Source organism: Salmonella sp. SSDFZ69 (assembly GCF_004010755.1).
In the GTDB taxonomy this organism is placed as follows: domain Bacteria; phylum Pseudomonadota; class Gammaproteobacteria; order Enterobacterales; family Enterobacteriaceae; genus Salmonella; species Salmonella enterica.
This window is the reverse complement of the sequence record NZ_CP034831.1, coordinates 3,297,623-3,316,563: the sequence shown is the minus strand read 5'-3', so window position 1 is coordinate 3,316,563 and position 18,941 is coordinate 3,297,623. Positions and strand designations below refer to the sequence as shown.

General features: G+C 53.9%; 18 protein-coding genes. 9 read left to right on the top strand and 9 right to left on the bottom strand.

Annotated elements, in window-relative coordinates:
* Positions 1-44: 44 nt before the first annotated feature.
* The gene (locus EOS98_RS16610) at positions 45-872 is read right to left on the bottom strand and encodes a lysozyme inhibitor LprI family protein (protein WP_079961476.1); all 828 of its coding nucleotides are present in this window, start codon (positions 870-872) and stop codon (positions 45-47) included.
* Positions 873-1,025: 153 nt separating this feature from the next.
* Positions 1,026-3,527 carry a copper-exporting P-type ATPase CopA gene (gene copA / locus EOS98_RS16605; protein ID WP_000083910.1) on the bottom strand — a complete coding sequence of 834 codons (2,502 nt, stop codon included), beginning with the start codon at positions 3,525-3,527 and terminating at the stop codon, positions 1,026-1,028.
* Between the two features lie 109 nt (positions 3,528-3,636).
* Here copA and cueR point away from each other — a divergent pair, with 109 nt between their 5' ends.
* Positions 3,637-4,053: a Cu(I)-responsive transcriptional regulator gene (gene cueR / locus EOS98_RS16600; protein ID WP_001026760.1), complete on the top strand. Its 417-nt coding sequence runs from the start codon at positions 3,637-3,639 to the stop codon at positions 4,051-4,053.
* On the opposite strand, the gene EOS98_RS16595 is transcribed toward cueR, so the two are convergent.
* Together EOS98_RS16595 and EOS98_RS16590 are read right to left on the bottom strand one after the other, a co-directional pair.
* Positions 4,054-4,506, bottom strand: a complete 453-nt coding sequence (locus EOS98_RS16595) for an NfeD family protein (protein WP_000561177.1) — start codon at positions 4,504-4,506, stop codon at positions 4,054-4,056.
* On the bottom strand, positions 4,503-5,420 hold the full coding sequence (locus EOS98_RS16590; protein WP_000906146.1) for an SPFH domain-containing protein: 918 nt from the start codon (positions 5,418-5,420) through the stop codon (positions 4,503-4,505). Before EOS98_RS16590 ends, EOS98_RS16595 begins: the two co-directional genes overlap by 4 nt.
* A 146-nt stretch (positions 5,421-5,566) precedes the next feature.
* On the opposite strand from EOS98_RS16590, the gene fetA reads away from it, so the two are divergent.
* On the top strand, positions 5,567-6,244 hold the full coding sequence (gene fetA, locus EOS98_RS16585; RefSeq protein ID WP_000140187.1) for an iron efflux ABC transporter ATP-binding subunit FetA: 678 nt from the start codon (positions 5,567-5,569) through the stop codon (positions 6,242-6,244).
* Positions 6,231-7,010, top strand: coding sequence for an iron efflux ABC transporter permease subunit FetB (gene fetB / locus EOS98_RS16580; protein ID WP_001002130.1), 780 nt, complete (start codon positions 6,231-6,233; stop codon positions 7,008-7,010). The genes fetA and fetB overlap by 14 nt, the downstream gene beginning before the upstream one ends.
* An 85-nt stretch (positions 7,011-7,095) precedes the next feature.
* Here fetB and cnoX read toward each other — a convergent pair whose 3' ends face one another.
* From cnoX to tesA, 3 genes are all read right to left on the bottom strand, one after another.
* On the bottom strand, positions 7,096-7,950 hold the full coding sequence (gene cnoX, locus EOS98_RS16575) for a chaperedoxin (protein WP_000116060.1): 855 nt from the start codon (positions 7,948-7,950) through the stop codon (positions 7,096-7,098).
* A gap of 59 nt (positions 7,951-8,009) precedes the next feature.
* Positions 8,010-8,780: an SDR family oxidoreductase gene (locus EOS98_RS16570; RefSeq protein ID WP_023182324.1), complete on the bottom strand. Its 771-nt coding sequence runs from the start codon at positions 8,778-8,780 to the stop codon at positions 8,010-8,012.
* Between the two features lie 154 nt (positions 8,781-8,934).
* A complete protein-coding gene (tesA, locus tag EOS98_RS16565) occupies positions 8,935-9,549 on the bottom strand; it encodes a multifunctional acyl-CoA thioesterase I/protease I/lysophospholipase L1 (protein WP_001010574.1) in 615 nt (204 codons plus the stop codon).
* On the opposite strand from tesA, the gene ybbA reads away from it, so the two are divergent.
* The 6 genes from ybbA to EOS98_RS16535 all read left to right on the top strand — a co-directional run bounded on the left by ybbA (position 9,520) and on the right by EOS98_RS16535 (position 16,728).
* Entirely contained in the window at positions 9,520-10,206 is a 687-nt protein-coding gene (gene ybbA, locus EOS98_RS16560; RefSeq protein WP_001110598.1) for a putative ABC transporter ATP-binding protein YbbA, read from the top strand. The genes tesA and ybbA overlap by 30 nt on opposite strands.
* Entirely contained in the window at positions 10,203-12,617 is a 2,415-nt protein-coding gene (ybbP, locus tag EOS98_RS16555) for a putative ABC transporter permease subunit YbbP (RefSeq protein WP_126524219.1), read from the top strand. The genes ybbA and ybbP overlap by 4 nt, the downstream gene beginning before the upstream one ends.
* Positions 12,618-12,802: 185 nt before the next feature.
* On the top strand, positions 12,803-13,936 hold the full coding sequence (locus EOS98_RS16550) for a porin (protein ID WP_021000018.1): 1,134 nt from the start codon (positions 12,803-12,805) through the stop codon (positions 13,934-13,936).
* 256 nt (positions 13,937-14,192) lie between these two features.
* On the top strand, positions 14,193-15,023 hold the full coding sequence (locus tag EOS98_RS16545) for a MetQ/NlpA family ABC transporter substrate-binding protein (RefSeq protein WP_000524317.1): 831 nt from the start codon (positions 14,193-14,195) through the stop codon (positions 15,021-15,023).
* A 36-nt stretch (positions 15,024-15,059) separates the two neighbouring features.
* On the top strand, positions 15,060-16,076 hold the full coding sequence (gene sfbB, locus EOS98_RS16540; protein WP_000569660.1) for a virulence-associated ABC transporter ATP-binding protein SfbB: 1,017 nt from the start codon (positions 15,060-15,062) through the stop codon (positions 16,074-16,076).
* Complete coding sequence (locus tag EOS98_RS16535) at positions 16,069-16,728, top strand: methionine ABC transporter permease (protein ID WP_000342247.1); 660 nt, start codon at positions 16,069-16,071, stop codon at positions 16,726-16,728. Before sfbB ends, EOS98_RS16535 begins: the two co-directional genes overlap by 8 nt.
* 38 nt (positions 16,729-16,766) lie before the next feature.
* Here EOS98_RS16535 and mnmH read toward each other — a convergent pair whose 3' ends face one another.
* Entirely contained in the window at positions 16,767-17,861 is a 1,095-nt protein-coding gene (gene mnmH, locus EOS98_RS16530; RefSeq protein WP_001154077.1) for a tRNA 2-selenouridine(34) synthase MnmH, read from the bottom strand.
* A 69-nt stretch (positions 17,862-17,930) separates the two neighbouring features.
* Positions 17,931-18,857 (bottom strand): HTH-type transcriptional activator AllS, encoded by a 927-nt coding sequence (allS, locus tag EOS98_RS16525; protein WP_000460169.1) that lies wholly within the window; start codon positions 18,855-18,857, stop codon positions 17,931-17,933.
* Positions 18,858-18,941: the final 84 nt, after the last annotated feature.

The window sequence follows — 18,941 nt, the reverse complement described above, 5'->3', positions numbered from 1 at the left end:
AAAGGGCGCAATGCGCCCTGACGGGACGTCAACGAACGGTCGGGTTATTCGCTGCCGTCGAGATAGGCCGTTCTGGCGATGGTCATTTCAAGCTGGCATTTATAAATACTGATGCGCTTCTCAGCAGGTATGGCCTCGGATTTGGCATCGCTAAGTTTGCCGCACTGCTGCTCTTTTTTGGTCACCCAGACTCGCTGTTCTTGTTTTAATGCCGTTCGGGCAGAGGCGGGTAGCGATTTCCAGACCTGATTAAGCTCGCGATCTCTACTCTCAAATTTCTTTGCTGCGATTTCAATCAGTGAGTTATTTTTTTTCTTTATAATGCTATCACCAGATACCGTCATTCTTGCCATTACATAAATAGATCGCGCCAATTTATCGGTTTTTTGCACAGAGGTGACAACAATATCTTTGTTGTTGTCTGCTAGCTGAATATTGTAGTTAACCTGTTTCCAGGTCACCGTATTGTTTATTACCTGTCCATCCCCTTGTGAAATATAGAATAGAGTATTTGGTAAGTCTTTCATTAATTTAAATAATGGCTGAGGAATACCCATGGCGACGGTAGCCGAGCAAGTTCGTAGGTTGGCATTTTCTGCTTGAGGGTTCTGCGTGATTACATCACTGAATTGAACAGGAATAGCCCGGAGTTGCTGCTCGTATTGAGTCTGGGGGATATCGAAGAAAAGCGTGGAGGGCTCTTTAATATAGTCTTGCTGTAAACGACCTAATGCTTCATTGTAAATCCATTCTTTTGCCGCCGTGACTGCATTATCGTTGCCACATTTTAAATCTGGAGTGGAATCAAATAACCCTGCATAACTGACGGCGGGAGAAAGCAGGAAAAGAAGCGTAACTGCTTTTCTAAACATAAATAACACATCCTTATGATTCAAAAAAACATTATAAAATGTTGATTTTTATTTTTCTATAGGATGTGCGGTTAAATTTTTATATATTGATACGGTAAATTACTGATGGCTTAATAATATATCAGGCAGCTGATGCTGCCTGATATAGCGTTTTTACGCTTTCGGTTTAAAGCGCAATAGCCGGTTGGCATTGCTTACGACGGTAATGGAAGACAGCGCCATTGCCGCGCCCGCTACTACCGGGTTTAACAAGGTACCGGTAAACGGCCACAGAATACCGGCGGCCACCGGGATACCAATGCTGTTGTAGATAAATGCGCCAAGCAGGTTTTGCTTCATATTGCGCAACGTCGCGCGCGAAATGGCCAGCGCATCCGCCACGCCCATCAGACTATGGCGCATCAGCGTAATCGCCGCGGTTTCAATCGCCACATCGCTGCCGCCGCCCATCGCGATACCGACGTCCGCCTGCGCCAGCGCGGGCGCATCGTTGATACCATCGCCGACCATCGCAACCTGACGACCCTGGCTTTGCAGACGTTTAATCGCATCGGCTTTGCCATCCGGCAGAACGCCCGCAATCACTTCATCAATGCCCGCTTCTTTGGCAATCGCGTTAGCCGTCGTTGGGTTATCCCCGGTGAGCATTACCAGACGGTATCCGGCGTTGTGCAGGCGTTCAAGCGCGGCAATACTATCGCTGCGCAATGGATCGCGTACCGCCAGTAACGCCGCCGCTTTACCGTCAATCGCCAGCAGGACCGGAGTCGAGCCTTGCGAGGCCTGCGCGGTGATTTCCGCCGTCATATCATCCGTGGCGACGTGCTGTTCGTTCAGCAACGCCTGGTTCCCCAGAAGCAGTTGATGGCCTTCCGCTTCACCGCTGACGCCCAGTCCGCGCAGAGTTCTGAAACCGTTCACCTGCGGCAGTTTATCGTCGCCGGCTTTTTCCAGAATCGCATGGGCCAGCGGGTGGCTGGAGCCTTGTTCGAGCGCGGCTGCCAGACGTAATGCCTGAGCTTCATCAACGCCGTTAAAGGTTTTTACCGCCACCACTTGCGGCTTGCCTTCCGTCAGCGTCCCGGTTTTATCAAAAACGAGGGTATCCAACGTACTGGCGCGTTGCAGGGCATCGGCGTCGCGTACCAGCACGCCGAATTCGGCAGCGCGGCCTACGCCGGAAATAATCGACATTGGCGTCGCCAGGCCTAATGCGCAAGGGCAGGCGATAATCAGTACGGTGGTGGCGATGACCAGCGTATAAACAATTTGCGGCGCCGGTCCGAAGAAATACCAGATAGCGGCGCTGAACAGCGCAATGGCCACGACGACGGGAACGAATACCGCGGAGATTTTATCGGCCAGTTGGCCAATTTCCGGTTTACTGCTCTGCGCCTGGCGTACCATGCGAATAATGCGTGACAGCGTGGTATGACTGCCCACCGCGCTGGCGCGGAACAGGACGCTGCCGTCCTGGACGACGGTGCCGGCATGAACGCTGTCGCCTTCGCCTTTTTGCTGCGGAATAGGTTCGCCGGTCAGCATGGCTTCATCAAGCCACGCTTCGCCCTGGGTAATTTCGCCATCCACCGGCACGCGATCGCCGGTAGTGAGCCGCAGTAGCATCCCTGGCTGAACGTCCGCCAGCGGGACGCTTTTTTCGCCGTCTTCTGTCACGACGCGTGCGGTGGGCGGGGTGAGATCGAGTAATTTTTCCAGCGCTTTTGAGGAACGCTGACGGGCGCGCGCTTCCAGCATGTGTCCGAGATTAATCAAACCGATAATCATCGCGCTGGCTTCGTAATAGAGGTGCCGCGCTTCCATCGGGAACCACTGCGGCCACAGGTTGACGCTCATGGAGTAGAGCCAGGCGACCCCGGTGCCGAGCGCCACCAGCGTATCCATCGTCGCCGTGCCGTTCAGCAGGCTTTTCCACGCGTTACGGTAAAAGTGACCGCCCGCAAAGACCATCACCGCAAGCGTGATCAGGCCAATAGCCAGCCACAGGCTGCGGTTGTCGCCGGTCACCATCATGTTATCGCCGATCATCCCCCAGACCATGACCGGTATACCGACCGCCAGGGCAACGATGGCCTGCCAGCGAAAACGTTTCATGGTGGCGATGGCGGTTTCCTGCTGGCGCTCGCGGCGTTTGATGTCATCTTCAATCGCCTCTGCGCCGTAGCCGGCTTTTTCCACCGCCTGCACTAAATCAGCGGCGGACGCGCTGCCCATCACCAGCGCAGTGCGTTCCGCCAGGTTTACCCGTGCCTGCGTGACGCCCGGTACGCTTTGTAGCGCATGTTGTACGCGGGTGACACAACTGGCGCAGCTCATGCCGCTTAACAGCAACTGTTGGCTTTCTTCATCGGCCGTCGCTACCGGAAGCTCATGAGGAACCGCTGCCAGTGCTTCCGACGGGATTGATGACTCTGTCAGCGGTTTAGCCTTTGGGTGGCTTAACGTCGCGCCATACCCGGCTTGTTTGATGGTTTCAATTAACGCGTCCGCACTGGCGGTACCGGTAACGTGCGCTTCGGTTACGGTGACGTCCGCCAGCTCAACATCCGGACGTTGTTCAAGACTTTCTTTCACGCGTTTAACGCAATGACCGCAGGACAAACCGTCCAGGGTCAGGTCGATAGTTTGAGACATAGTAAAAACTCCTTTATGATTGGTCATCAATTCATTGACCTTAGTAATCGTAGTGACTCACTGTGATAAAGGTTAAACCTTCCAGCAAGGTTAAGGTCAAGGGGGAAATATGAATATTAGCGATGTGGCGAAAAAAACCGGTTTAACCAGCAAAGCCATTCGGTTTTATGAAGAGAAAGGGCTGGTGACGCCGCCATTACGTAGCGAAAATGGTTATCGCACCTACACGCAGAAGCATTTAAACGAGCTGACGTTGCTGCGACAGGCGAGGCAGGTGGGGTTTAATCTGGAAGAGTGTGGCGAACTGGTCAATCTGTTTAACGATCCGCGACGCCATAGCGCAGATGTGAAAAAGCGGACGCTGGAAAAGGTCGCGGAGATCGAGCGCCATATCAGCGAGCTGCAATCAATGCGCGATCAACTGCTGGCGCTGGCGGAGAGTTGTCCCGGCGATGACAGCGCCGACTGCCCGATTATTGATAATCTTTCCGGCTGCTGTCATCACAAGGCGCAAAAGCCACGTTGATTAAACGGCACGAATGCGTAAGGTGATGCCTTCCACGGCGATCACTTCGACATGCGTACCTGCGCGCAGGTCTTCGTCAGCGCATACCGGCCACGAGCTGTCGCCGACACGCATATGACCCCGTCCGTTCACTAACGCGGCATCAAGCATAAACCGGCGGCCTACCAGTTGTTGTCCGCGTTGGTTAAGGCGGCTGTCGGTCGGCTTTTGTTCCCGCACGCGACGCGCCAGCCAGCGCCACCAAAGCCAGGCCGCCAGTAACGTTAAGGCCGCAAACAGCACGCCCTGCCATTCCCAGCCGAGCGGTAAGAGCCAGACGGTTAAGCCGGTAATCACTGCCGCCACGCCGCTCCACAGCAAATAGCCGTTACCGCCGAGCATTTCCGCAGCCAACAACAGGCCGCCGAGGCTAAGCCAGAAGATATGCGGATGCACCAGAATCATCGCTATCATGCTTTTTTCCGTTCGCTGGCGCTGTCCTTAACCAGCTCGCTGATCCCGGCGATAGCGCCCATCAGACTGCTGGCATCCAGCGGCATCATGACCACTTTGCTGTTATTCGCCGAGCCGATTTGCTGTAACGCTTCGGTGTATTTCTGCGCCACGAAGTAGTTTATCGCCTGAATATCCCCGGCGGCGATGGCTTCAGATACCATCTGCGTAGCGCGGGCTTCCGCTTCGGCGGAACGTTCGCGCGCTTCCGCCTGCAGGAAAGCGGACTGACGTTCGCCTTCGGCTTTCAGAATCTGCGACTGTTTTTCCCCCTCGGCTTTCAGGATTTCCGCCTGACGTACCCCTTCGGCTTCAAGGATATAGGCGCGTTTGGTACGTTCCGCTTTCATCTGGGCGTTCATAGAGGAGATCAATTCCGCGGGCGGGCGGACATCGCGAATTTCGATACGGGTAACTTTAATTCCCCACGGGTTGGTGGCTTCATCGACAATATGCAGCAGCCGCGTGTTGATGCTGTCGCGCTGGGAGAGCATTTCATCCAGCTCCATCGAACCGAGCACCGTACGGATATTGGTCATGGTCAGGTTAATGATCGCCAGTTCCAGGTTACTGACTTCATAAGCGGCGCGCGGCGCATCGATAACCTGAATAAAACAGACCGCATCGATAGTGACGTTGGCGTTATCTTTTGAGATAACCTCCTGCGACGGAATATCCAGCACTTGCTCCATCATATTGATCTTGCGACCAATTCTGTCCATAAACGGTACAACAAGGCTTAATCCCGGCTGCAGGGTTTTGGTGTAACGTCCAAAGCGCTCCACCGTCCACTGGTATCCCTGCGGAACGATTTTGACGCCCGCGCCGACGATCACCAGCGCGACGAAAATGAGAATAGGGATAAGAATGAGCATAGCTAAACCTCCTGTTGCGTTGTCCATAAACCGATTTTGCTGACGAATTAAGCGAATTATACCTGATTCAGTAAAGCATGTTCCCCCCTTATTAATTACAGGGATACACTATCGCTATAAAAATATGAACAACGGATGCGCAATAAATGACAGAACGTAGCATGTTGCTTGAGTTAAAGCAGGTCGGTTACCGGACTGCGACGACAAAAATAGTGAATAACATCAGTTTTACGCTGCAACGCGGCGAATTTAAGTTAATTACCGGTCCTTCTGGCTGCGGAAAAAGTACGTTGTTGAAAATGGTGGCCTCGTTAATAAGCCCTGATATCGGCATGATTCTTTTTGAGGGGCAGGATATTACTACTCTGAGTCCGGAAGCCTATCGCCAGCAGGTTTCTTATTGCGCTCAGACGCCAGCGCTATTTGGCGATACGGTTTACGATAACCTGATTTTTCCCTGGCAAATTCGCCATCAGCGCCCGCAGCCGACAGCCTTCGCAGACGATCTGGCGCGTTTTGAACTGCCGGAGACGATTCTGCAAAAACCGATTACCGCGCTTTCCGGCGGAGAAAAACAGCGTATTGCTCTAATTCGTAATCTACAGTTTCTGCCGAAAATACTGTTACTCGACGAAATAACCAGCGCGCTGGATGAACATAACAAACGGAATGTAAATGATATTATTCATCGCTATGTTCGCGATAAGCAGGTCGCTGTCTTGTGGGTAACGCATGATAAAGATGAAATTCAACACGCGGATAAGGTGATAACGTTAACGCCATCTGCCGGAGAGATGCAGGAGGCGCGTTATGAACGAGCATAATATTACCAATACCTCGCTGGCGTTATCGATGCTGCTGGTGGTGGTCGCGATGCTCATCAGTCACAAGGAAAAGCTGGCGCTGGAAAAAGATATTCTGTGGAGCGTATGCCGGGCGGTGATACAGCTCATTATTGTCGGCTATGTACTGAAATACATCTTTGGCGTTAATCATGCCGCCCTGACGCTGCTGATGGTGCTGTTCATCTGTTTTAACGCCGCCTGGAACGCGCAAAAGCGCAGTAAATATATCGATAAGGCATTTCTCTCCTCGTTTATCGCCATCACCGTCGGCGCCGGACTAACGCTGACGGTACTGGTGCTTACCGGTTCGATTGAATTTGCGCCGATGCAGGTGATTCCCATCGCTGGCATGGTCGCCGGTAATGCGATGGTGGCGGTAGGGCTGTGCTACAACCAACTGGGGCTGCGTTTTCACAGCGAGCAGCAGCAAATCCAGGAAAAATTAAGTTTGGGCGCAACGCCGAAAATGGCCTCCGCCGGGCTTATCCGCGATAGTATCCGCGCATCGCTTATCCCGACGATCGACTCGGCAAAGACCGTTGGGCTGGTGAGCCTGCCGGGGATGATGTCCGGGCTGATTTTTGCCGGGATCGATCCGGTAAAAGCGATTAAATATCAAATTATGGTAACGTTTATGCTGTTGTCGACAGCCAGCCTGTCTACCATCATTGCCTGCTATTTAACCTACCGGAAGTTCTATAATTCGCGTCATCAGTTGGTAGTGATGCCGCTCAAGAAATCATGATAGTTGCCGGATGATGGCGCAAGCGCCTTATCCGGCCTGAGGACGACAGGTAGGCCAGATAAGCGCGCCATCAGGCAAGAGAGGATTAATACAGTAGCGCGTACAACTGGCGGCGGTATTTCGACGCCAGCGCGTCGCCGGTGCCGAGCGCGGCAAGGATCTCCTGGAAGGTTTTGCGCGTCTGTCCCTCGGCGGCGGCAAGATCTTTTCTCAGATGGCTGAACAGCAATTCCAGCGCTTCTTCATTACGTCCGACCTGGTGCAACTGCAACGCCAGTTGCGTTGCCAAAGCCGCATCCTGCGGATTCTCCGCGACTTGCTGCTGAAGTTGCTGAATTTCCGGCGTATCCGCCGCCTGTTTAAGCAGTTCGATCTGCGCGACCAGCCCCTGATAACGGGTATCCTGATCCTGTAGCGGTATAGTTTTTAACACCGCTTCGGCCTCTTCAGAGCGGTTCAGCGCAATTTGCGCTTCCGCCAGTAACAGGCCAATCTCACTGTTCTGCGAAGAGAGCTGCCAGGCGTCTTTGAGCAACGGCAGCGCGTCAATGTAGTTGCCCTCCTGCATTAACTGCATCGCTTGTTGCGCTTTTAGCTCTTCTTCGCGCGGCAGTACTTTATCCAGCAGAGCGCGGATCGCCTCTTCCGGCTGCGGCCCCTGGAAACCATCGACCGGTTGGCCATTCTGGAACAGATAGACTGTCGGGATGGCGCGCAGACCAAACTGAGCGGCGATCATCTGTTCGGCGTCGCAGTCCAGCTTTGCCAGAATAAACTGACCGTGGTACTGGGCAGCCAGACTTTCCAGCACTGGCGTTAATTGCAGACAGTGTTGGCTGCGTTCAGACCAGAAATAGAACAGTACCGGCGTGGTCATGGACTGCTCTAAGGTCTGCTGCAGGTTGGATTCATTAATATTGACAATGTTCTGTACGGACATGGCGTCGCTCTCTTTTGTCTGTGTCACGTTTACATGGGGGCTGACTGGCGCGCTTCAACTCAGCTTTGTAAAATTTTATCCAGCACCCGGCCCGGCAATAGGCGTTTCAGCGCCATCACCGCCCAGGTGACCAGCGTAACGGGATAGCGCAGCCTGGGTTTATCGCTTGCAAAAGCATGACGCACTTTCGCTACTACCGCGTCAGGATCGCGGGTGAAACGTGCGGCGATGCCGGGATTTTCTACCGGTTTATCACGCTGCGTCTGGTTAACGTTATCCGTAAAACGGGTACGAATCGGCCCCGGTTCTATCAGGCTCACTTTAATGCCTGTGTGCCGTAGCTCCATACGTAGCGCGTCAGACCAGGCTTCGAGCGCATATTTGCTGGCGGCATAAGCGCCGCGCCCTGGGGTGGAAATCAGCCCCATCACCGATGAGGTCATCACAATGCGTCCTTCGCCATGCGGCAACATGGCGGGAAGTAAGCGCATAGTAAGCTGATGCGCGCCGAAAAAATTACTGGAAAACTGTTGCTCCATCTGCTCACGGCTGATGGTAGAAAGGGGGCCATACACGCCGTAGCCGGCATTGTTAAAGATCCCATACAGACGATTATCGGTCAGGGCGATCACTTCATCGGCGGCACGATCCACGCTTTCAGGGGAGTCGAGATCGATCAACACGCCGGTAAATCCCATACTGTTCATCCGGGCGACATCATCAGGTTTGCGGCAGCCCGCCAGGATTTGAAAGCCCTGGCGTTTAAGTTCAAGCGCGCTGTCCAGACCGATTCCGCTGGAACATCCTGTTATTAAGACCGATTTTTGCATAACTTTACCTGTCAGGATCTCCGTTGATTTAAGAGTCGTGGTTAACTATATCCGTCATACTTCAAGTTGCCTGTGCGTTCGTTTACTCCAGTCACATAGGTATCTATGCTCCTGGAAATTCTCTTACGTGCCGCCTTCATGCAACTCGAATGATTCAGGAGAGAAAAGGGGTCAACTGCTTCGCCATCCAGTCGGCAATAAACGGCTGGGCGTCGCGGTTGGGATGAATGCCGTCATCCTGCATCCACTGCGGTTTCAGATATACCTCTTCCATAAAAAACGGTAACAGAGGAATATCGAACTCTTTGGCGAGCTTAGGATAAATGGCGCTAAAGGATTCATTATAACGGCGACCGTAGTTAGCGGGCAGATGAATTTGCATCAGTAACGGTTGGGCATCGGCGGCTTTCACCGTCTGAATGATTTTACGTAGCGTCTGTTCGGTTTGCGCAGGCGCAAAACCGCGTAGGCCATCGTTGCCGCCAAGTTCCACCACTACCCAGCGCGGGTGATGCTGTTGCAACAGCGCCGGCAAACGCGCCAGTCCCTGCTGCGAGGTATCACCGCTTATACTGGCATTAACGACCGACGTTTTGTTTTGCCATTTATCATTAAGGAGCGACGGCCATGCCGCGCTGGCGGCCATACGGTAACCGGCGCTGAGGCTATCGCCCAGAATTAATAAGGTGTCTGCGGCGGCGGCACGGAAAGTTAACAGGATCAAAAACAGGAAGGGCAAATGCCAGCGGAAAACAGTGTTGAAGTTCATCGTCTCAGGAAGTCCGTCGGTCAGGGTGAGCATGAGCTTTCCATCCTTACCGGAGTTGAACTGGTTGTCAAACGCGGTGAAACCATTGCGCTGATTGGCGAATCAGGATCGGGAAAATCTACGCTGCTGGCGATTCTCGCCGGACTGGATGACGGCAGTAGCGGAGAGGTCAGTCTGGTGGGGAAACCGCTTCACCAGATGGACGAAGAGGCGCGGGCGCAGCTTCGCGCTCAGCATGTCGGTTTTGTTTTTCAATCCTTCATGCTTATTCCTACGCTTAACGCGCTGGAAAACGTTGAGCTACCGGCCCTGCTACGCGGTGAAAACAGCGGTCAGAGTAAGGCGGGGGCGAAAGCGCTGCTCGAACAACTGGGACTGGGAAAACGGCTTGACCACCTTCCGGCACAGCTTTCCGGCGGCGAACAGCAGCGCGTAGCGCTGGCGCGCGCGTTTAACGGGCGTCCTGATGTGCTGTTTGCCGATGAGCCGACGGGCAACCTTGACCGTCAGACCGGAGATAAAATCGCCGACCTGCTATTTTCGCTTAACCGCGAACACGGCACCACGCTGATTCTGGTGACGCACGACCCGGCGCTGGCGGCGCGCTGCGACCGGCGGCTGCGGTTGGTCAACGGTCAGTTACAGGAGGAGGCATGATAGCTCGCTGGTTCTGGCGCGAATGGCGCTCGCCGTCGCTGATTATTGTCTGGCTGGCGTTGAGTCTGGCGGTGGCCTGCGTACTGGCGCTCGGCAGTATCAGCGACCGGATGGAAAAAGGGTTAAGTCAGCAAAGCCGCGAGTTTATGGCAGGCGATCGGACGCTGCAAAGTTCGCGGGAGGTACCAAAGGCCTGGATTGAAGAGGCGCGTAAACGCGGCCTTAACGTGGGCGAGCAGTTAACCTTTGCGACCATGACGTTTGCCGGCGATACGCCGCAACTGGCCAGCGTGAAGGCGGTAGATAGCATTTATCCGATGTACGGCGAATTGCAAACCCGTCCTGACGGAGTGAAACCGCAGCCGGGTAGCGTACTGCTGGCGCCGCGTCTGATGGCGCTGCTTAATTTGAAAACGGGCGATACCATTGATGTCGGCGACGTGACCTTGCGTATTGCCGGTGAAGTGGTGCAGGAGCCGGATTCCGGATTTAACCCTTTTCAGATGGCGCCGCGTCTGATGATGAATATGGCCGATGTGGCAAAAACCGGTGCGATACAGCCGGGGAGCCGCGTGATGTGGCGGTATAAATTCGGCGGAACGCCGCAACAGCTTGCTGGCTATGAAAGCTGGCTGTTACCACAGCTTAAACCGGAACATCGCTGGTACGGACTGGAGCAGGATGACGGGGCATTGGGGAAATCGCTCGAACGTTCGCAGCAGTTTTTGCTGCTTTCGGCGTTATTAACGCTACTGCTGGCGGTAGCTGCCGTCGCGGTGGCGATGAGCCATTACTGTCGTAGCCGCTACGATCTGGTGGCGATTTTAAAAACGCTGGGCGCGGGCCGGGCCCAGTTGCGTAAACTTATCATCGGACAGTGGTTGACGGTGCTGGGGCTTTCCGCCGTCACGGGAGGCGCGATTGGGTTACTGTTTGAAAACATATTGCTGGTGCTGCTAAAACCGGTACTGCCCGCCGATTTGCCGCCCGCCAGCCTGTGGCCCTGGCTGTGGGCGCTGGGCGCGATGACGGTCATCTCTCTGCTGGTCGGTTTACGGCCTTATCGATTGTTGCTGGCGACCCAGCCGCTACGGGTGCTGCGCCGCGACGTTGTCGCTCGCGTCTGGCCGTTAAAAATTTATTTGCCTGTCGCCTGCGCCGTCGTGGTGGCGCTGCTCGCCGGATTGATGGGCGGAAGTATGCTGTTGTGGGCGGTTCTGGCGGGTGCAGTGATACTGGCGCTGCTGTGCGGTCTGGTGGGCTGGATGCTGCTTAACGTGCTGCGCGGCATGACGTTGACGTCGCTACCGCTGCGTCTGGCCGTCAGCCGACTTCTGCGTCAGCCGTGGTCAACGTTGAGTCAGCTTTCGGCGTTTTCGCTTTCGTTTATGCTGCTGGCGCTCTTGCTGGTGCTGCGCGGCGATCTCCTCGATCGCTGGCAACAGCAGCTCCCGCCGGAAAGTCCGAACTATTTCCTTATCAATATTGCTTCAGAGCAGGTCGCGCCGCTGAAAGCCTTTTTGGCGGAACATCAGGTGATTCCGCAGACGTTTTATCCGATTGTGCGGGCGCGGTTAACGAAGATAAACGGTAATCCGACGGAAGGTCAGCAGGATGAGTCGCTCAACCGTGAACTGAATTTGACCTGGCAGGATACGCGCCCGGCGCATAATCCGCTGGTCGCCGGTCACTGGCCGCCAAAATCGGGCGAAGTCTCTATGGAGGAGGGGCTGGCGAAGCGGCTGAACGTCAAACTCGGCGATAGCGTAACCTTTATGGGCGATACCCAGGCATTTAGCGCTAAAGTCACCAGCCTGCGTCAAGTGGACTGGGAAAGCCTGCGGCCCAACTTTTTCTTCATTTTTCCTTCCGGGGCGCTGGACGGGCAACCGCAAAGCTGGTTGACCAGTTTTCGCTGGGAGAATGGCAACGGCATGTTAACGCAGCTTAACCGCGAGTTTCCTACCGTCAGCCTGTTAGATATCGGGGCGATCCTGAAACAGGTGGGACAGGTGCTGGAGCAGGTCAGTCGGGCGCTGGAGGTGATGGTTGTGCTAGTCACCCTCTGCGGCATGTTGCTATTACTGGCCCAGGTACAGGTCGGGATGCGTCAGCGCCATCAGGAGCTGGTGGTGTGGCGCACGTTAGGAGCCGGAAAGAAACTGTTGCGTACCACACTCTGGTGCGAATTCGCCATGCTGGGGTTAGTTGCCGGGTTGGTCGCCGCGATTGGCGCGGAGACGGCGCTGGCGATCTTACAAATTAACGTTTTTGATTTCCCCTGGGAGCCGGACTGGCGTTTATGGGGCGCACTGCCGTTTTGCGGCGCGCTGCTGCTTTCCGTATGCGGCGGCTGGCTTGGCGTTCGTTTGCTGAAAGGCAAAGCGCTATTCCGACAGTTTAGCGGATGATTCATGATGTGAATAATTTCGCGCCGGTTTTTAAAACGGCGCGTACTTTTTTAGTCGCACAAATTGCTAACTCCTTGATTTTTAGTAGCACAAATCATTAAAAAATACACAACACGTAAGGTTTTATAACAGTTATTATTTGCCTGCTAAATGATTTGGATTGGCTATCTATCAAGGAAAATATAATGACAATTAAAATAACAGCGTTGGCGGCATCGATCGGCGCGGCAGTGGCTTTCATGCCTTTCGCCACTCAGGCGGAAATCACCGTTTTAAAACAAGATCCCCAGGCGGGTAATCCACTCAGCCGACTCAATTTCACCGTTGGCGGGAGTATTCGTCCGCAGTTCCAGAATATGACCGGCAATGACGGCGCGAACGGTTATAAACGTAATGGTTTTGATGGCGGGACGCGTTTCCGCTTCGCCGCGGATTATTATCTGTTTGATGATATCAGTTGGATTAGCTATTACGAGCTGGGCGTCAATATCCCTGCGGTATTTGACTGGGATAACCATTATGCGAAGGGCGCGACTGATACCACTCGCCGTATGCTGTATACCGGCTTCAAGAGCGCGACGTGGGGAACGCTGACCTTCGGTCAACAGAACAGCATTTATTACGATGTGGTGGGCGTAAAAACCGATATCTGGGATTACGACATGATAGGTCAGGCGCCGGGCAACGGGATTAACGGCGACTACGATGGTTCTTACCGTACACGTAAGTCATTGAAGTATAAGAAAAACATTGGCAATGTCGATCTCTACGCGTCTTATCTGTTCAGCGACGATTATAATGCCAATAACGGCCTGAATTACAAACGTAAAGGCGGCGGTTCTTTAGGCGCGGATTACCATCTCACCGACGATCTGACCTGGGGGACGGCATGGAACTATACCCGTGCGGAGATGCGCGGCAACGGCAATAAAACTTACGATCAAAATATTGTCGGTACCGCGTTAAGCTGGACGCCGGAAAACTGGACTATCGCCGCAGGCGGCGGTTGGTATCAGAACTTTATGACGACCAAAAAAGTGTCTGTGAATGATTACTTTGCCGGCGATGCGTGGGGTCTGGAATATTTTGTCGGTTACGCTTTCCCGATTGGTCAGTATGCCGTGAAAGCTATTCAACCGTACTTTATGGGCGACCGCATTGAATATGTGAATGGCCGCGACTATCTGCGCACCGATAACGGCGTGGGGATCACCTTCCAACTGGATTATGGTTTCCGCGTTGATTATGAACATGTTTTCACCTCCAGCACTGACAATCTGGGCGATATGAACCTGGTGCGTCTGCGTTACGATTTCTAAAGCGTTTTCCTCTGCCGGATGTTGGCGTTAAGACCTCTTATCCGGCATTTCCCTTTACGCCATTCCCGCCTGACACACGCCTGAGCGCCTGCCTCGTACATTTAACGACACACCAGGAAACATCATGAAATAATTTCAAGGACAGCAGGCTGTGATCTGTGTCATGTTAAGAAATAGCCTTTCGTTTGGGCCAAAACAGACGATGCCGCATGAACGGCATCCGGCACAGCATCACACTATTTAAAATGGAGAAATTATGGGATTGCGTCAGAGTTTACGCATTGCGGCCAGCACGCTATTACTGGCCTGCGGATTACAGTTTGCCCATGCCGATAGTTCCCCGCAAACGATCGTATTTGGCGTCGCGCCAGGGCCGTATGGCGACATGGTGAAGCAGGCGATTGCGCCGACATTAAAAGAAAAAGGGTATAAGGTCGTGGTGCGCGAGTTTAGCGACTATGTCCAGCCCAATATGGCGTTAGCTAACGGCAGCATTGACGCCAACCTCTTTCAACATACCCTCTATTTTGACAAATTCACCGCTGACAAAGGGCTGAAGCTCAGCAAACTTATTGTGGTACCGACCGCCGGGATGGGCTTCTATTCACGTAAAATCAACAGTCTGGATGCGCTTAAAAAAGGGGACATTATTACCCTCTCCAACGATCCGACCAACCTGGCGCGCGGCCTTCGCTTCCTGCAATCGTTGGGGCTTATCACGATTAAGGACAATATCGATCCGACCAAAGCCTCTGAACGAGATATCGCCAGCAATCCAAAAGGACTGGTTTTCAAACCGCTGGAAGCCGCACAGCTACCGCGCACGCTGGATGGCGTGACCGGCGCGCTGGTTAACGGGAACTTTGCGGTGGCGGCAGGACTCGATCTCTCCAGCGCGATTAAGCAGGAACACCTGGATGAGAATCTGAAAAATATCATTGCGGTACGCAGTGAAGATGCCGATAAGCCGTTTGCCAAAGATATTGTCGAGGCGGTGAAATCGCCGGCTTATCGCGCGGTTATCGACGATCCAAAGAATATTTATAGCGCCTTCCAGAAACCGGAATGGATGACCGCGACACCCTGATCGCAGCGGTGGCCATCCCCAATTTCTGAGGTGAATATGATTGAAATAGAAAAAGTCTGCGTCGATTTTACCGCCGGTCGCGGTACCCCCACGCGCGCGGTGGATGATGTGAGCCTGCATATCGCCGCGGGCGAGATTTTTGGCATTGTCGGTACCAGCGGCGCAGGAAAAAGCACTCTGCTGCGTACCCTGAACGCCTTAACGCGTCCCAGCCAGGGGCGCGTCAACGTCAACGGCGTGGAAATTTCGGCGCTGGACGGAAAAGCGTTACGTCAGGCGCGGCAGCGTATTGGTATGATTTTCCAGCATTTTAACTTAATGCATACCCGGACAGTGGCGCAAAACGTTGCGTTTAGCCTGAAAGCGGCTGGCTGGGAACGCAGCAAAATCGCGCCACGGGTGGCGGAAATTTTAACGCTGGTGGGCCTTGCCGATAAAGCGAACCGTTTTCCGGTACAGCTCAGCGGCGGGCAAAAACAGCGGGTGGGGATAGCGCGCGCTATCGCTAACCATCCGGATGTTTTGCTGTGTGACGAACCGACTTCCGCTTTGGATCTGGAAACTTCCGCCACGATTCTGGCTCTGCTCAGACAGATCAACGCACAGCTCGGGATTACTATTGTGCTGATCACCCATGAAATGAACGTGATCAAATCTATTTGCGATCGCGTGGCGGTGATGTCGGGCGGTAAGGTTGTGGAATCGGGCGAGGTGTTTGATGTGTTTGCCCACCCGCAACACGCTTTCACACAGCAACTGGTGTCTCATACCCTTAATTTGACCCTGCCGGAGCGTTTACGGGAACACCTGCCCGGGCAGTTGCTGAAAATTTTGTTTATCGGCGATTCGGCGGAGCAGCCGGTACTGTCGGAGGTGGCGATCAAGTTTGGCGTCGCGGTCAATATCCTGCATGGCAAGATTGAGTATATCGGCGAACGCGCGTTGGGCATTCTGGTGGTGCAATTAACCGCGCCGCATAATCCAACGGCGGTGGCCGCCGCCGTGGAGCATATCCGTCAACGTACCGCACAGGTGGAGGTGATCCGTGGATGATTTATTGCCGGATTTAACGCTGGCGTTCAATGAAACTTTCCAGATGTTGAGTATTTCAACGGTGCTGGCGATTCTTGGCGGTCTACCGCTCGGTTTTCTGATTTTTGTCACCGATCGTCATCTGTTCTGGCAGAACCGTTTTATTTATCTCGTCGCCTCGGTTCTGGTGAATATTATCCGCTCGGTGCCATTTGTTATTTTACTGGTGCTGTTACTGCCGCTAACGCAGCTTTTGCTGGGCAATACGATAGGCCCGATTGCGGCCTCCGTCCCGCTGTCGGTGGCCGCAATCGCGTTTTATGCACGCCTGGTAGATAGCGCGCTCCGTGAAGTCGATAAAGGGATTATTGAGGCGGCGCTGGCATTCGGCGCTAGTCCGATGCGTATTATCTGTACCGTACTGTTGCCGGAAGCCAGCGCAGGGCTGCTGCGCGGCCTGACGATTACATTGGTAAGCTTAATCGGTTACTCGGCGATGGCCGGGATTGTCGGCGGCGGCGGGGTAGGCGACCTGGCGATTCGCTATGGCTACTACCGTTACGAAACCGAAGTGATGGTTGTTACCGTAGTGGCGCTGATTGTGCTGGTTCAGGTCGTTCAGATGCTGGGCGACTGGCTGGCAAAACGTGCCGACAAGCGCGACAGACACTAAGCCGGCTCAATGTAGCGTCAGCCGGCAATAAAAGTAAGCTATTGCGCTTTTAGCCAGTTGGCAACGTCTTGCCATGGGCCGCGAAAAACGATATTCGCGGCTTTTTTCTCCAGTTGATAGCGATACATTGGGTCGTAATATTCGTTAAGTAGCGGAACCAGCCATGCCATATGGCCGTCGGTGCTGCCGCTGGATAATTGTTCCGCCAGCGCCCTATCCAGCGTGTCCGTCAGTTCGGCAAAGCGTTGCAACCCCAGACGGCGGCGAATAGCGAACAGTCCATGATGAAGATATTCACTATACGCTTGCCAACCGGCTTCATCGCCGTAGGCGTGGGTGAAGTCGTGATGCATACGGATGAAATACTCTTCACGCAGTCGTTCCAGACGAAGCGCAAACGGATCTTCCACTACCGCAATGGGGGCCTGCGCCATTCTTTCGCGTAAACACTCAGGCAGATGGTTGGCGCCGATCGTTCGCCCTTCATCTTCCAGTACCCACCTTTTTAGCGTCTGACGCGCGTTAATTTTCAGCAATTCAACGGCAAGTTTGTTTTCAAAACTGGCCTGGCTGAGCTGGGGGTTCAGCGTGCGGCCAAAAGAGGAGCCGCGATGACGCGCGAGACCTTCCAGATCCACGCCGTTGGGCTGTTGTCGCACCAGTTGCGTTTTGCCGCTGCCCGTACAGCCGCCAATTAAAAGTATCGGTTTTTGCGCCAGTTGCCAGGTCGCCTGAATTGCCGTCTGGCGCAGCGCTTTATAGCCGCCTTCAATAAGCGGGCAGTCAATCCCTGTTTCTTGCAGCCAACGTTGTACGATATGTGACCGCTGACCGCCGCGCGCGCAGCACAGATACCCGTTGGGGAAACGTTGATACGCGGCTTTCCAGGCCTCAAGCCGCTGCTGGCGAATGTCGCCGCAAACCAGCCGATGCCCCAGCGCTAACGCCGCATCCGCGCCCTGACGTTTGTAGCAGGTGCCGACGGCGGCCCGCTCGTCATCCATCATCAATGGCAGGTTGATAGCGCCCGGCATGGCGCCCTGTTCAAACTCAATCGGCGCGCGTACATCAATTAAAGGCGTATCGGCAAGGAGGAGCGCGCGATAGTCCTGTGCTTTTTGTCTGTCTTGCATAACGTAAAACGTAACCTTAAATCATCCTTTGCGTTATTTTACGCGCCAATTCGCAAAGTGGCTTGATTTTTAACAGCGTACCGTGTTGAAAATGGATAAAAAACCGGCTATTTCGGGTTGCCGTTGGGTAAATAATTTCACAATGTCTTCTACCGCTTTGCCTCCGCCAAATTTATGCCAGGCGAGGCTTAACGGTGAGGGCGGACGCATCGTCGGGATGGTACAGCTTACCAGTTCGTTTTTGTCGATCAGCGTTTGACAAAGCGGCTGCGGGACAAAACCGATACCGACGCCTGCCAGATGAGCGGCGATTTTGGTTTCCATATCAGGCACGATAATTTCCTTCTGCCCCGGAAGGCGCCAGGCTACCCGTTTGGTCAGCGTACGCGCGCTGTCTTCGATATTAATTGCCGGGAAACGGCGCAACTGCGCTTCTGTTAGAGGCCCGCTGACGTGAGCTAAAGGATGATCCGCGGACATTACAAAACGCCATTGTACGGAACCTAAAGGGTCGAGCATAAAGGTATTAGCCAACGGCTCGGTGCCAGTTACGCCAATCGCCAGCGAAAAACCTTCATACAGGAGCGAATCCCAGACGCCCATATAAATTTGCCGGGAAAAGTGAAACTGAGTGAAAGGGTAACGCGCATTAAGCCACGATAAGAGACTGGCGACCGCTTGCGGGCTATAGAGCAGGTTATTCACCACAATATTGACCTGACGCTCTACGCCGTCGTTAACCTGGCGTAGCTCGTCAGGCATGCTGTCCAGCCACGCAAGCCAGTCTTTTGCCTGAGAGAGAAGGTGAGAGCCCGCCGCCGTCAACGAGACGCTTCGCGTTGTACGAAAGAACAGCCCTACGCCGGTATTTTCCTCCAGCAGTTTGATGCGGTAGCTAATGGTTGCCGTGGTTTTACACAGGCGCTCCGCCGCTTTGGAGAAACTCCCCGTTTCGGCAACGCTGATAAAGGTACGCAGTGTTTCCGGGTCAAACATCGTCAGACGCCTCCTTACGATCCTGATAAAACCAGAATTGTTTTCCTATGATTTTTAAGTAGTTTTACATAATAGCCATGTTTG

Coding starts and splice junctions, on each gene's coding strand:
- EOS98_RS16610 (WP_079961476.1), bottom strand. CDS start 872: ATGTTTAGAAAAGCAGTTACGCTTCTTTTCCTGCTTTCTCCCGCCGTC.
- copA (WP_000083910.1), bottom strand. CDS start 3,527: ATGTCTCAAACTATCGACCTGACCCTGGACGGTTTGTCCTGCGGTCAT.
- cueR (WP_001026760.1), top strand. CDS start 3,637: ATGAATATTAGCGATGTGGCGAAAAAAACCGGTTTAACCAGCAAAGCC.
- EOS98_RS16595 (WP_000561177.1), bottom strand. CDS start 4,506: ATGATAGCGATGATTCTGGTGCATCCGCATATCTTCTGGCTTAGCCTC.
- EOS98_RS16590 (WP_000906146.1), bottom strand. CDS start 5,420: ATGCTCATTCTTATCCCTATTCTCATTTTCGTCGCGCTGGTGATCGTC.
- fetA (WP_000140187.1), top strand. CDS start 5,567: ATGACAGAACGTAGCATGTTGCTTGAGTTAAAGCAGGTCGGTTACCGG.
- fetB (WP_001002130.1), top strand. CDS start 6,231: ATGAACGAGCATAATATTACCAATACCTCGCTGGCGTTATCGATGCTG.
- cnoX (WP_000116060.1), bottom strand. CDS start 7,950: ATGTCCGTACAGAACATTGTCAATATTAATGAATCCAACCTGCAGCAG.
- EOS98_RS16570 (WP_023182324.1), bottom strand. CDS start 8,780: ATGCAAAAATCGGTCTTAATAACAGGATGTTCCAGCGGAATCGGTCTG.
- ybbA (WP_001110598.1), top strand. CDS start 9,520: ATGCCAGCGGAAAACAGTGTTGAAGTTCATCGTCTCAGGAAGTCCGTC.
- tesA (WP_001010574.1), bottom strand. CDS start 9,549: ATGAACTTCAACACTGTTTTCCGCTGGCATTTGCCCTTCCTGTTTTTG.
- ybbP (WP_126524219.1), top strand. CDS start 10,203: ATGATAGCTCGCTGGTTCTGGCGCGAATGGCGCTCGCCGTCGCTGATT.
- EOS98_RS16550 (WP_021000018.1), top strand. CDS start 12,803: ATGACAATTAAAATAACAGCGTTGGCGGCATCGATCGGCGCGGCAGTG.
- EOS98_RS16545 (WP_000524317.1), top strand. CDS start 14,193: ATGGGATTGCGTCAGAGTTTACGCATTGCGGCCAGCACGCTATTACTG.
- sfbB (WP_000569660.1), top strand. CDS start 15,060: ATGATTGAAATAGAAAAAGTCTGCGTCGATTTTACCGCCGGTCGCGGT.
- mnmH (WP_001154077.1), bottom strand. CDS start 17,861: ATGCAAGACAGACAAAAAGCACAGGACTATCGCGCGCTCCTCCTTGCC.
- allS (WP_000460169.1), bottom strand. CDS start 18,857: ATGTTTGACCCGGAAACACTGCGTACCTTTATCAGCGTTGCCGAAACG.